Here is a 12,065-nt window from a genome sequence, read left to right as displayed (position 1 = left end):
GCAAGATAAGGGATGTGGTGCGTGTGCTTGTGGTAGAGGACGATCCCGGCATGATCCGGTTTTTGGAGGTGATCCTCACCGGGATGGGGTGCGGGGTCGATGTGGCCCGGGACGGCCGGGAAGCGCTGGAGTACTTGAAGGGGCACACCCCGGACCTGATCCTGCTGGATGTGATGCTGCCGGAGCTGGACGGGCTTGGCTTGCTCACCCGCATCCGGCAGGTACGTCGGTTGCAGGAGGTGCCGGTCCTGGTGCTGACCGCGGACGTTTCCTCCAGCACGGCGCTGCAAGCGCGGATGCTGAAGGCCGACGCCTTCCTCACCAAGCCGGTCACCAGCCAGGAGTTGCGGCGCACGGTGCGGGAACTGCTCGCCGCGCGCGGCGGGGTGCTGCTCCCCGGAGGGGTGCGCGTCGGGAGCGTGGAGGAAGCGCGCCCCTACTTCGCCGCGGCGCTCGGGGACGAGGTCGCCTTCCGCCAGGCCTGGCGGAAGGCGGAAACCCGCGAGGCCCGCTTGGCGGAGCTGGAGCGCCAGGGGTGGCTCGAGGCCCTCGAGCGGCTGGTGCCCCGGCCGGAGGTGGACGTGTACGACCGCTTGGGGCATGTGGCCTACGGCTGGCCGTTACTGGCGCGGAAAGCCCGCGCGGAGCGCGCCCGGGCGCAGCTCGAGGCGTTCGCGGAAAAGGAACGCGCCGTGGCCGAGGCGCTCCTCGCGGTCTACGCGGAGAAGGGCGTGCAGGCGATGGAACGCCTGGACACCCTGGACCGCCCCGCACTCCGGCCCCTGGGCGGGGAGCGCGCGGTGGTGCAGGCCCTCGGGGGGCTCCGGGCGTACCTCGAGTTTCTGGACCGGCTGGCCGCCGTGATCTACGCGGACTAGAGGTGGGGGGCCTAGTCCCGCGCCGGTTGGGCCCTGCCGAACCGCTGGGCGACGTACGCCTCCAGGATCTCCATGAACTCCTCGGCGATGCGGGGGCCTTGGAGGGTCTTGTAGAGTCGGCCGTCCACGTAGACCGGAGCTCGAGGGGCCTCGCCCGTGCCGGGCAGGCTGATCCCCACGTCGGCGTGCTTGGACTCCCCGGGGCCGTTCACCACGCACCCCATCACCGCGACCTTGAGATTCTCCACCCCGGGGTAACGCGCCTTCCACTCCAGCATGCGGCGCTCCAGGTGCTGCTGTACGGTCTGGGCGAGTTCTTGGAAGAAGGTGCTCGTGGTGCGGCCGCACCCGGGACAGGCGGTGACGCTCGGCGCGAACCGCCTAAGGCCCAGGGACTGCAGGATGAGCTTGGCGACCTCGACCTCCCGGGCGCGGCTCGTGCCGGGCTCGGGGGTCAGGGAGACGCGGATCGTGTCCCCGATGCCTTCGCTCAGCAGCACCGCGAGGCCCGCGGTGCTCGCCACGATCCCTTGCGCGCCCATGCCGGCCTCGGTGAGCCCCAGGTGCAGGGGGTAGTCCACGCGGCGCGCGAGCGCGCGGTAGACCGCCCAGAGGTCCGGGGCGTGCGAGACCTTGGCGGAGAGGATGATGCGGTCGTGCGGCAGGCCGTAGGCCTCGGCGAGCTCGGCGGAGCGCACCGCGGACTCCACGATCGTCTCCAAGAGGACCTCGTGCGCGCTCTTGGGATTGGGGCGGCGGGCGTTTTGGTCCATGATCTCCCGCAGCAGCCCCTGGTCGAGGGAGCCCCAGTTCACCCCGATGCGCACGGGCTTGTTGAACTCGAGGGCCACCTCGATCATGGTGCGGAAGTTCGGGTCTTGCTGCCGTCCCGCGCCGACGGTGCCGGGGTTGATGCGGTACTTGTCGAGCGCTTGAGCCGTCTCGGGGTATTTTCGGAGGAGGAGGTGGCCGTTAAAGTGAAAATCACCCACGAGGGGGACCTCGATGCCCGCATCGCGGAGTCGGGCCTTGATCTCCGGAACGGCCCGCGCGGCGGCCTCGGTGTTCACGGTGAGCCGGACCAGCTCGCTGCCCGCGAGGACCAGCTCACGGATCTGCGCGACGGTGGCTTCCACGTCCGCGGTGGGGGTGTTGGTCATGGATTGCACCACCACCGGATGCTCGGACCCGATGGGCACCGAGCCAACCCACACGGTGGGGGTCTTGCGGCGCGTCATGGCTTTATCGTACACGCTTTACACCCTAGGGGGGCGGCGTGCGGGTTCTGGTGATCGGAGGCACGGGGTTCATTGGGCGACACCTGGTGGCGCGACTGGTGGCCGAGGGGCACACGGTATGGGTCCTGTCCCGCCGGGGAGAAGGTCCCGCGTCCGGGGCGCGGTACGTGGTGGGGGACGCCGTGACGGGCGCGGGCCTCGAGGCGGCCGTGCAGGGGCAGGACGCGGTGATCTACCTCCCGGGGATCCTCCGCGAGGCGCGCGGCCAGACCTTCCACGGGGTGCACGTCGCGGGGGTGTGGCGCACCCTGGAGGCCCTCGAGAAGGCGGGCGTGGCACGGTACCTGCACATGTCCGCGTTAGGGGCGCGGCCGGGCACGGGGATCCGGTACTTCGAGACCAAAGCCGAGGCCGAAGCCCTCGTGCGGGCCTCGAGCCTGGCCTGGACGATCTTCCGCCCGAGCTTCGTCTTCGGGAAAGGGGACGGGTTTTTCGGCGGGGTGCTCAAGCGGCTGGTCCAAGCGCCCCTGCCGGTCATTCCCCTCGTGGGGGACGGGGCCTTCCCCGCCCGCCCGGTCTGGGTGGGGGACGTTGCGGCCTGCTTTGCTCAGGCGCTCGCAAACCCCGGGACCGCGGGGCAGGCCTTCGATCTGGTGGGCCCGAAGGCCTACACCTTCAAGGAACTGGTCCTCCTCGTGCGGGACGCGCTAGGCTCGCGCAAGCCCCTCCTCCCGATCCCCCTGTGGCTGATGGATCGGGTCGTGCCGCTACTGGACCGCCTGCCCTTTACCCCCCTCACGCTGGACCAGTACCGGATGCTGAAACTGGGCAGCACGGCGGACCCCGCGCCCATGCGGCGCGCCTTCGACCTCGAGCTCCGTCCCCTCGAGGCGGAGCTCGAGCGCATCCTCGGCTAGGCGTGGCTCGGTATGCTGGGGGGTATGCGGATCTACGGACGCAATCCGGTGCTGGAGGCCCTGCGGGAGGGGCGGGTGCGGCGCGTTTGGGTGGCGCGCGGCGTGGAGCGCTGGCTGGTCAGGCAGCTCGAGGCGAGCGGGGTGGAGCTGGTGTTCGTGCCGCGCATCGAGCTGGACCAGATGGTGCGCACCACGCGGCACCAGGGGGTGGTGGCGGAGGTGGAGGGGGTGGCGTTCGCCGACGAGGAGGCGCCCTTGCGCCGGGCGCGCGAGCGGGGGGAGCCGCCCCTTCTGGTGCTGGTGGACGGGGTGACCGACCCCCGCAACTTCGGGGCGATCCTCCGGACTGCGGAGGCCCTGGGGGCGCACGGCGTGGTGAGCGAGGAACGGCGCAGCGCGCCGCTCTCCCCGGTGGCGGTGAAGGCCTCGGCGGGCGCGGCGCACCGGATTCCGGTGGTGCGGGTGAAGAACCTTCCGCGGTACATCGAGTGGCTGAAGGGTTTGGGCGTGTGGGTGTACGGCACCGCCGGCCAGGCGGAGAAGACCCTCGCGGAGCTGGATTACGCTCGGCCTTTGGCCCTCGTGGTGGGCTCGGAAGGCGAGGGGATGCGCCGTATCGTGCGCGAACACTGCGACGAGCTCGTGCGGATCGAGCTCCGGGGTGAGACGGAGTCCCTGAACGTCGCGGTCGCTTTGGGTATCGCGCTCCACTGGGCCGTGCAGCACAGGGGGTAGGATGGGCTTATGGATGCCGTGCGTGTACTGCAGCGCCTCGTGCGGGCGGAAAGCCCCTCGGGGCGGGAGGGCCCCGCGGCGCGCGTGTTGATGGAAGCGCTCGCGGAGCTGGGGTTAAAGCCCCGGCTGGACGAGGCGGGAAACGTCGAGGCCGTGCTGGGCGAGGCCGGGCCCGAGGTGCTCCTCACCGGGCACATGGACACCGTGCCTGCCGGCGCGGCGGAGGCGTGGCCGTACCCGCCGTTTTCGGGCGAGGTGGCTGAAGGCGCGGTCTGGGGGCGCGGCACGGTGGACATGAAGGGCGCGCTCGCCGCGATGGTCGCAGCGCTCGCGCGCCTTAAGGACCGCGCCCTGCCGGGGCGGGTGCGTTTCCTCGCGGTGGTGCAGGAGGAGGTCGGAGGGCTCGGCAGCCGGTATGCCGCGGGGCGGCTCGAGCCGGCCGTGGTGGTGCTGGGGGAGCCCTCGAACCTCGAGGTGATGCGCGGGCACCGGGGTCGCATCGAGGTCAGGGCGGACTTCGAGGGGCGGTTGGCGCACGCGGCCCGCGCCGAGCTGGGGCACAACCCGTTGTTCGCTGCGGGGCGCTTCTTGGCGGCCCTCGAGGAGTTCCCCGTCGCGACGAACGGGGAGTTGGGGCCGGCGAGCTGCACCCCCACCCTCGTGGCCTCGGACCCGGCGGCCACGAACGTGGTGCCGGGCGTGGCGCGGGTGGTGGTGGATTACCGGTTCGTGCCCGGCGAGGACCCGGACCGGATCGTGGAGCGCCTCCGGGATTTGGCGGGGGACGCCGCGGTGTACGTGCCCGAGGAGGAGCGCACGAGCGGCGAGGTGCGCATGACCTACCCCATGATCTACCCGCCGTACCTGCTGGACCGGGCGCACCCGGCCCTCGAGGTGGCCCTCAGGGCCGTGGGGCAGGCGGAGGCCGGGGTGTGGTGGTTCACCACGGACGCGCCGTACCTGGCGGCGACCGGGGCCCCGGTCATCGGGTACGGGCCAGGGGATCCGGCGTTGGCGCACACCACGCGCGAGCACGTGTCCGTAGCGCAGGTGGAGGCCGCGGTGCAGGGGTACGTGCGGCTGGTGGAGGCGTTGGTGGCATGGGCGAGTGCACGGTAAGGATGTTCGGCGGGGTGCCGCACGTGCGGCTTGGGGAGTTCAACCGGTTCTACGCGGAAGCGCTCGTGCGGAGGCTCGGCGAGGCGGGGATCCCGGCCCGGCTCGTGACCCCCTTCGATGGGATGAAGGCGTACGCGGAGGTGTACGGGACCGCGGCTTCCGTTTGGGTGCCGCGGGAGGTGTACCGGCGGGCGCTTCAAGTCTTGGAGGAGTGAATGGCGACGGTAGGGGTGGACCTGGGCGGCACCAAGATCGCTGCGGGTGTTTTGGCGGACGGGCGGGTGCGCGCGCGGACCGTGCGGCCCACCCCTAAGGAGGGCGGGCTGGCCGTGGTGGAGGCGATGGCGGCGTGCGTGCGCGCCGCGATCCAGGAAAGCGGCCTCTCCGGCGTGAAGGCCGTGGGGGTCGGCTCGCCCGGGCCGTTGGATTTTGAGCGCGGCCGGGTGCGGTTCGCGCCGAACATCCCGAACCTCACGGACTTCCCCTTGAGGGAGGCGCTCGCCGAGGCGGTGGGGCTGCCGGTGGTGCTGGAGAACGACGCGAACGCCGCGGCGCTCGCGGAGCACCACCTGGGCGCGGCGAAGGACGCGCAAAGCTCGGTGTACGTCACGGTCTCGACCGGAATCGGGGGCGGCGTGGTTTTTGGGGACCGGGTCTGGCGCGGCGCGTTCGGGCAGGGGGGGGAGGTCGGGCATTTCGTCGTGCTGCCGCACGGCCCGGTCTGCGGTTGCGGCCAGTCCGGCTGCCTCGAGGCCCTCGCCTCGGGCGTGGCGATCGCGCGGGACGCGCGCTACGCCTACAAGCGAGAGATGGACACCCCCGAGGTGTTCGCGCGCTGGCGAAAAGGCGAGCCCAAAGCCCGGCGGATCGTGGAGCAAGCCGCGGACTACCTGGGGCTGGGGCTGGCCTCCCTGCAGCGGGTGCTGGACCCCGAGGTGTTCGTGCTGGGGGGCGGCGTGGTGCTCGGGGGCGGGGCGGCCTACCTCGAGCTCGTGCAGGCCGCGTTCGCGCGCTACACCGAGGGCTGGCGGGCGGGCGCGCTGCGCGTCGCGGCGCTCGGCAAGGAGGCCGGCTGGATCGGGGCGGCCTTGGCCGCGGAGCTCTCGGGGTGAGGGGCTACACCGGCGCGCGCGTGAGCTGGTAGTACACCCGCGCCCCCCGCCGCGCGAGGTCCACCGCCCGGTAACCCCGCGCAAACGCCTTCTTAAACGCCTCGCGGGTGTGCATCCGCCAGGCGTGCGCGAGCGCCATGTCGTGCGCCTTCACCGCCTGGATGTCCGGGGGAACCTCGAGGTACACCCACTCCGCCTCGGGTTCCAGTAAGGCGCGCGGCCGGAGGGCGACCCCCTCGCCTTCCGTCAGGTTGAGCGGCGCGCCCTTGGGCTCGGGGGGCGGGGGGATGCGCTCGAGGCGCTTTAGGACCCGGGGGGCGTTGAGCTCCCAGGTGACGAGGAGGCGGTCGGCGGGGATCCCGGCGTACAGCCCGGTGCGCAGCCCGTAAAAGTTCTCGTAGTACCGGGCGGCGTACGCGCCGAGCTTACCGAAGTTAAAGCGGGCGTTTCGGGTGAGGAGGGGGTCGAAGGTCCAGGTCACGAGGTCCATCCCCTGGGCCAGAACCCACTCCCGCTGGAAACGCTTGAGGAGGAGGGCCGCGCCGCTGTTCCGCCAGGCGGGCCGGACCGCGAGCATGTGCGAGTGGTGCCACGCGCGGCCCGCGCGCCAGGCGGGAAAGCCGAACACGAACCCCACGGCCTCCTCCCCGCTCCACGCCAGGGCCACGAGCCCCCCCGCGTGCTGGCTCGCGACGAGGCTCGAGTGCGGCGCGAGCTCGCGCTCCGAGAACCCCCAGGCCTCGAGCTGGATCTCCTCGGTGAGGCGCACCTCGTCCACGGTTTTCGCTTCACGAACTTCCAGCATATTTCCTTATACCGCGAGCGCCTCGAGTTTTAAAATGGCAGGCGTGGAGTTGGGGCGCCTTTTGATCCTGTGGGGTTTGATCCTCGTTGGGGTGGGCGTGGTGCTGGTGCTTGCGCCGAAGCTGTTCGCCTGGTTCGGGCACCTCCCGGGAGACATTCGTATCGAGCGCGATAACGTGCGCGTGTACATTCCGGTAACCTCTATGCTGGTCGTGAGCCTGCTGCTCACGGTGGGGCTCAACCTTATCGCTTGGCTTATGCGTTGGTGGGGAGGCAAGGTATGATCCAGATGTACTCCACGTCCTGGTGCCCGGACTGCCGGGCGTGCAAGCAAGCCCTGGTGCAGCTGGGGCTTGAGTTCGTTGAGATCGATATCGATCAGGACCCCGCGGCGGAGGCGCGGGTCCTCGAGCTGAACGGCGGCCGCCGGAGCGTGCCGACCCTGGTGTATGATGGGCGTGCCGCTTCGATGAGCCGCTTCTCCATCGCTAAGTTGCGCCGTTGGTTGTGCGAGGTCGGTGCGTTGGAAGCGGTGTGCTGAACTGGGCGGGCCGGCACCGCGCGGGGCCAACGCCCCGCGCGGTTTGGTTTGGGTGTTACCGAAGGGAGGAGGGCGGAGGGGCAGGGGTTACGGGGATGCGCTGAATGACGGCGTACAGCGCGGTGCTGGCGTTTACGGAGGAGTTATGCGGATCGGGTACCATGGAAAGCATCTCGTATGGGGATGAAGGGAACGGTGTTTTGGATATGAGGCGGTATAGCAGGGGCAGCCTAGGGCTGGGGGTGCTTGTGCTCTCCGCGTGTGCCACCCTAGCGCCCGCGTCTTTTGAGTTGGGTGTGGAGCCGAGCCTGGTGCGCCTGCCGCCGAACGGCAGCCAGTACATCACCCTGAGCGCGACCCCTCAGGGCGACGCCTTCGCCGAGGCGGTCACGGTCGCGCTGGAAGCGAACCCGTACCTCACGGCGGAGGCCGTCGTGATGGATCCTGCGGTTCCCGAGGGGACGATGGTGGTGCACGCGGTGCCCTCCGCGCCGGAAGGCACCTATCAGCTGACCTTGAGGGGCGAGACCCTGGGGTACCGCACGAGTGCCGCCCCCCTAACCCTGGAGATCTTCGTGCCCGGCCCCATCTCCCCCACGGCCTCGGTGCCTTCGGGGTTGTGGGTCTCCAACCAGAAGGGCGGCAGCATCCAGGTGTTTACCCAGGCTGATCTGGACGCGGCTTTTGCGCGTCTGGACTTCGGTCCGGCCTCGGTCGAGCTTGGGGTGACGAGCGTCGTGCTGGAGCCGAACCTGGTCTTCGAGACGGGGGCGCTGAGCAGCCCGACGGGGATCGTGTTTGATGCGGAGGGGAACCTGTGGGTCGTGCACCACTTCGAAGGGCAGGTCACCATGTACGCCGCGGATGCGCTCGCGGCCTCCGGGCCCTTGGAGCCCAGCGCGACCCTGAGTTTCGGGATGGTGGGCCCGGAGAGCGTGGCGGTGGACGCCGAGGGGAACCTGTGGGTCACGGACTTCCTAGCGGACCAGGTGCTCATGTACGCCCGGGGGGTGCTGACTAACCCCCGGGCGGCACCCTCCGTCGTTTTGAGCGGCCCCTTGCTCGATCAGCCGGTAGGGATCGCCTTTGACCCCGACGGGAACCTTTGGGTGACGACGTGGGGTACCGACACCGTGTTGCGCTTCGCGGCCGCGGACCTCACGGCCTCGGGCAGCCCCGAACCGGACCGGGTGATCACCGACCCTCGGATGCAGAACCCGACCGGCCTGCTCTTCGAGGGCGACGGGGACCTGTGGATCAGTAGCTTTACCCCGGTGAATAACGCCTCCTGGTTAGTCAAGTTCAACGCGGAATCGCTGCGCACCCCCGGCATCCTGGTGCCGGATGTGGTGCTCGAGGTGAATGCCGCGGAGCTCAACGGCGGGGCGGGAATGGCCTTCGACGCCCAAGGGGACCTCTGGGTCGCGAGCTTCAACGTGGACAAGCTCGTACGCCTCTCCGCAGAGCACCTCACGGTCACCGGAAAACCCCCGATCGCCGTGATCCAGCTCGAGGCGGGGGCCCGTCCGGCCGGGGTGCGGTTCGTACCGCCGCCCTAGGGCCGGCCGATTAGACTGGGGGCATGAGCGCGCACCTCCAGGGCGTGATCCTCCTCGTGCTCGTGACCCTGCTTTGGGGAACGACCTTCGCGGTCGTGAAGGACGTGGTCGCGGCCTTCCCTCCAAGCCTGCTGGTCTTGCTGCGGTTCGCCATCGCCGCGGTCTTCTTTTTGCCCTTCCTCCGGGGAGGGTGGGGCTTGTGGATCGCGGGCCTCGAGCTCGGCTTCTGGCTCGTGCTCGGGTACGGCACGCAAACCTTGGGCCTCGTCTACACCACCGCGAACCGCAGCGCCTTCATCACCGCCCTGAGCGTGATCCTGGTGCCGCTCTTCGCGGGGCTGGGGGGGCGGCGCATCCCGAGCTGGGTCTGGGGCGGCGCGGCCCTGGCGCTCGTGGGGGTGGGGCTCCTCTCCTTCGACGGAACCCCCCCGAACCGCGGCGACGCCTGGACTTTGCTCACCGCGCTCAGTTACGCCCTGTACGTGCTGCGCCTCGAGCACCACGCCCTGCGCCACCCCGCGAACAGCCTGACCGCGGTGCAGCTCGTGAGCGTGGTGGGGTGGAGCCTGGTCTGGGTGGGGCTCGAGCGACCGGCGGTGGAGGCGGTGCCTTGGGGGGCGGTGGTGTACCTGGGCGCGGTGGCGACGGCCCTCACCACCTGGTTTATGGTGCTCGGGCAGGGCAAGGTGAGCGCGCCGGAAGCCGCGGTGATCTACACCCTCGAGCCGGCCTGGGCCTCGTTATTCGCCTTTTTGCTGCTGGGGGAGGTCCTGGGTGTGCGCGGGTGGCTGGGGGCCGGGTTGATCTTCGCGGCGATGCTCGTGAGCCAGTGGGGGACCTTCCGCAGCGCTAGGGCACAGGAGGCGTCGGGCGAGGCCTCCTAGGGAGCGTTGGGATACACTGGAACGGATGCACCTGGTCCTGGTACCCACGCCGATCGGTAACCTCGAGGACATCACGCTGCGGGCGCTTCGGGTGCTGCGGGAGGTGGAGGTGGTTGCGTGCGAGGACACGCGGCGCACGGGGTTTTTGCTCGATCACTTCGGGATCGAGACGCCCACGGTGCGCTTGGATCAGCACACCGTGGGCCGGGCGGCCGCGCTCCTCGAGCGGCACCGGTACGTGGCGTACGCGACGGACGCGGGCACGCCGGGGATCTCGGACCCGGGCGCGGAGCTGGTGCGTTTAGCGCTAGAATGGGGGTGGCGGGTGGAAGCGCTTCCTGGGCCGACGGCCTTGATCCCAGCCCTGGTGGTCTCGGGCCTGCCCACGCACCGCTTCGTCTTCGAGGGCTTCCTCCCGCCCAAGGGGAAGGAACGGCGCGCGCGCCTGGCGCGCCTGGCGAAGGAGGACCGCACCGTCGTGCTGTACGAGGCGCCGCACCGGCTGGCCCGAACCCTTCAGGACCTCGCGGAACTCTACGGCGAAACGCACCCTATCGCCGTGGCGCGCGAGCTGACCAAGCGCCACGAGGAGGTCTACCGCGGCACGATCGGTCAGGCGCTGGAGCACTTCCAGGAGGCTCGAGGCGAGTTCGTGCTGGTCCTCGGGCCGCGCGCGGTGCGCGAGGCGCTGGACGAACGCGCCCTCCTCGCCCAGCTCGAGGCCCAAGGCCTTCGCGGCAAGGACCTGGTGCGCGCCTTGGTCGCGGCGGGGCTGAGCCGGAACCGTGCGTACGCCCTGGTGCACCGGGCGCGCTTGGAAAAGGAGGACGGGTAGATGAAACGGATCGGGGTGTTGACCAGCGGGGGAGACGCCCCCGGCATGAACGCGGCCATACGGGCCGTGGTGCGCGTAGCGCACACCCAGGGCGTCGAGGTCGTGGGGATCCGCCGTGGGTACGCAGGCATGATCGAGGGAGAGTTCCAGCCGCTCGGGCCGCGCGACGTCGCCAACATCATCCAGCGGGGCGGCACGATCCTCCTCACCGCGCGCAGCAAGGCCTTCATGACGCGGGAAGGACGAGCCCAGGCCGCGGCGCACCTCAAGAACGCGGGCATCGACGGCCTCGTCGTGATCGGAGGAGACGGCACCTTCCACGGCGCGATCAAGCTGATCAAGGAGCACCAGATCCCCGTAGTGGGGGTGCCCGGCACGATCGACAACGACCTGTACGGGACCGACTACACGATCGGGTTCGACACTGCGGTGAACACCGCCCTCGAGGCCATCGACCGGATTCGCGACACCGCCGCGAGCCACGGGCGCGTCTTCTTCATCGAGGTGATGGGGCGGGACGCGGGGTTCATCGCCCTCGACGTGGGGATCGCCGGCGGTGCGGAGATCATCGCGCTGCCGGAGATCAGCGTGAGCCCGCAGGAGATCGCCGAGGTGATCACGCGCTCCGCGGAAAAAGGCAAGCAGTCCTCGATCGTGGTGGTGGCCGAAGGCGCGTACCCCGGAGGGGCCGAGGCCCTGATGCGCGCGGTGGCGGAACTCACCGGTCTCGAGGGGCGCGTTACGGTGCTCGGCCACATCCAGCGGGGCGGCAGCCCCACGGCGAAGGACCGGGTCCTGGCGAGCCGCTTGGGCGGCGCGGCCGCCGAGGCCCTGATCGGCGGGGCGAGCGGTGTGATGCTAGGCGAGGTGGAGGGGGAGGTGGCCCTAACGCCGCTGCACGAGGCCGTAGGGAACCGCAAGGACATCCGGCGCGAGTTGTACGAGCTCGCGCGGGTCCTGGCCGTGTAACTAGCGCGCCTCGAGCGACCCGCCCGGCAAGAACAGCTTACGCGCGAGCGGGTGGTTCCAGACCAAGGCGAACAGGCGGGGGGCGAACGGGCTTTCGGCAACCGCCCGCTGCACCGTGAGGGGCAGCCGCGCCGAAGGGTACCGGATCGCGCCGCTCGCGGGGCTGTACTCCGCCGGGAACGCCACCCACAAGCTCACCGCGAGCGCTGCGCCCCACAAGAACCCCCCCACGCCCCCCAAAAGCGCGTCGAGCTGAGGAGCGAACCGCCACCGCCCCCCGATCCACACCCCAAGCCCTCCGCCCGCGAGGGCCGCGACGGGCAACCACCCGACGGACGGGAGCGTCCAAGCGGCCGCCGCGTACGCGGCGGCCGCGGTCACGAACGCCACCAGGTACGCCCCGCCCCGGCGCGCGCCCACCACCGTGGCCAGGGCAGCTACCGAGATCGCAAGCACGTCCAACCAGGTCAGCAT

The 12,065-nt window shown here is 70.5% G+C and carries 15 protein-coding genes; 12 read left to right on the top strand and 3 right to left on the bottom strand.

The window, feature by feature from the left end; all coding sequences use genetic code 11:
- Positions 1-17: 17 nt before the first annotated feature.
- Positions 18-878 carry a response regulator gene (locus tag MARKY_RS11455; protein ID WP_013704577.1) on the top strand — a complete coding sequence of 287 codons (861 nt, stop codon included), beginning with the start codon at positions 18-20 and terminating at the stop codon, positions 876-878.
- 11 nt (positions 879-889) lie between these two features.
- On the opposite strand, the gene ispG is transcribed toward MARKY_RS11455, so the two are convergent.
- The gene (ispG, locus tag MARKY_RS09035; RefSeq protein ID WP_013704576.1) at positions 890-2,116 is read right to left on the bottom strand and encodes a flavodoxin-dependent (E)-4-hydroxy-3-methylbut-2-enyl-diphosphate synthase; all 1,227 of its coding nucleotides are present in this window, start codon (positions 2,114-2,116) and stop codon (positions 890-892) included.
- A 38-nt stretch (positions 2,117-2,154) separates the two neighbouring features.
- On the opposite strand from ispG, the gene MARKY_RS09030 reads away from it, so the two are divergent.
- The 5 genes from MARKY_RS09030 to MARKY_RS09010 are packed head-to-tail and all read left to right on the top strand — an operon-like array spanning position 2,155 to position 5,999.
- Positions 2,155-3,033, top strand: a complete 879-nt coding sequence (locus MARKY_RS09030) for a complex I NDUFA9 subunit family protein (RefSeq protein ID WP_013704575.1) — start codon at positions 2,155-2,157, stop codon at positions 3,031-3,033.
- Between the two features lie 24 nt (positions 3,034-3,057).
- Complete coding sequence (gene rlmB, locus MARKY_RS09025; protein ID WP_041658013.1) at positions 3,058-3,768, top strand: 23S rRNA (guanosine(2251)-2'-O)-methyltransferase RlmB; 711 nt, start codon at positions 3,058-3,060, stop codon at positions 3,766-3,768.
- Between the two features lie 9 nt (positions 3,769-3,777).
- Positions 3,778-4,887, top strand: coding sequence for a M20/M25/M40 family metallo-hydrolase (locus MARKY_RS09020; RefSeq protein WP_013704573.1), 1,110 nt, complete (start codon positions 3,778-3,780; stop codon positions 4,885-4,887).
- Entirely contained in the window at positions 4,869-5,102 is a 234-nt protein-coding gene (locus tag MARKY_RS09015) for a hypothetical protein (protein ID WP_013704572.1), read from the top strand. Before MARKY_RS09020 ends, MARKY_RS09015 begins: the two co-directional genes overlap by 19 nt.
- Entirely contained in the window at positions 5,103-5,999 is an 897-nt protein-coding gene (locus MARKY_RS09010; RefSeq protein ID WP_013704571.1) for an ROK family protein, read from the top strand.
- 4 nt (positions 6,000-6,003) lie between these two features.
- On the opposite strand, the gene MARKY_RS09005 is transcribed toward MARKY_RS09010, so the two are convergent.
- Positions 6,004-6,804, bottom strand: coding sequence for a GNAT family N-acetyltransferase (locus MARKY_RS09005; protein WP_013704570.1), 801 nt, complete (start codon positions 6,802-6,804; stop codon positions 6,004-6,006).
- Positions 6,805-6,847: 43 nt separating this feature from the next.
- On the opposite strand from MARKY_RS09005, the gene MARKY_RS09000 reads away from it, so the two are divergent.
- The 6 genes from MARKY_RS09000 (at position 6,848) to pfkA (ending at position 11,591) form a co-directional block, all read left to right on the top strand.
- On the top strand, positions 6,848-7,087 hold the full coding sequence (locus MARKY_RS09000) for a DUF2905 domain-containing protein (RefSeq protein ID WP_041658008.1): 240 nt from the start codon (positions 6,848-6,850) through the stop codon (positions 7,085-7,087).
- Positions 7,084-7,344: a glutaredoxin family protein gene (locus tag MARKY_RS08995; RefSeq protein ID WP_013704568.1), complete on the top strand. Its 261-nt coding sequence runs from the start codon at positions 7,084-7,086 to the stop codon at positions 7,342-7,344. Before MARKY_RS09000 ends, MARKY_RS08995 begins: the two co-directional genes overlap by 4 nt.
- 296 nt (positions 7,345-7,640) lie before the next feature.
- Positions 7,641-8,903: a Vgb family protein gene (locus MARKY_RS08990; protein WP_041658006.1), complete on the top strand. Its 1,263-nt coding sequence runs from the start codon at positions 7,641-7,643 to the stop codon at positions 8,901-8,903.
- 23 nt (positions 8,904-8,926) lie between these two features.
- Positions 8,927-9,787 (top strand): DMT family transporter, encoded by an 861-nt coding sequence (locus MARKY_RS08985; RefSeq protein ID WP_013704566.1) that lies wholly within the window; start codon positions 8,927-8,929, stop codon positions 9,785-9,787.
- 25 nt (positions 9,788-9,812) lie between these two features.
- Positions 9,813-10,622, top strand: coding sequence for a 16S rRNA (cytidine(1402)-2'-O)-methyltransferase (gene rsmI / locus MARKY_RS08980; protein ID WP_013704565.1), 810 nt, complete (start codon positions 9,813-9,815; stop codon positions 10,620-10,622).
- Positions 10,623-11,591 carry a 6-phosphofructokinase gene (pfkA, locus tag MARKY_RS08975; RefSeq protein ID WP_013704564.1) on the top strand — a complete coding sequence of 323 codons (969 nt, stop codon included), beginning with the start codon at positions 10,623-10,625 and terminating at the stop codon, positions 11,589-11,591. It abuts the gene before it with no gap.
- On the opposite strand, the gene MARKY_RS08970 is transcribed toward pfkA, so the two are convergent.
- Positions 11,592-12,065 (bottom strand): hypothetical protein, encoded by a 474-nt coding sequence (locus tag MARKY_RS08970; protein ID WP_013704563.1) that lies wholly within the window; start codon positions 12,063-12,065, stop codon positions 11,592-11,594.

This window comes from Marinithermus hydrothermalis DSM 14884 (genome assembly GCF_000195335.1).
Taxonomy (GTDB): Bacteria; Deinococcota; Deinococci; order Deinococcales; family Marinithermaceae; genus Marinithermus; species Marinithermus hydrothermalis.
The sequence above is the reverse complement of the archived record's forward strand: the minus strand, read 5'-3'. Positions and strand labels throughout refer to the sequence as shown.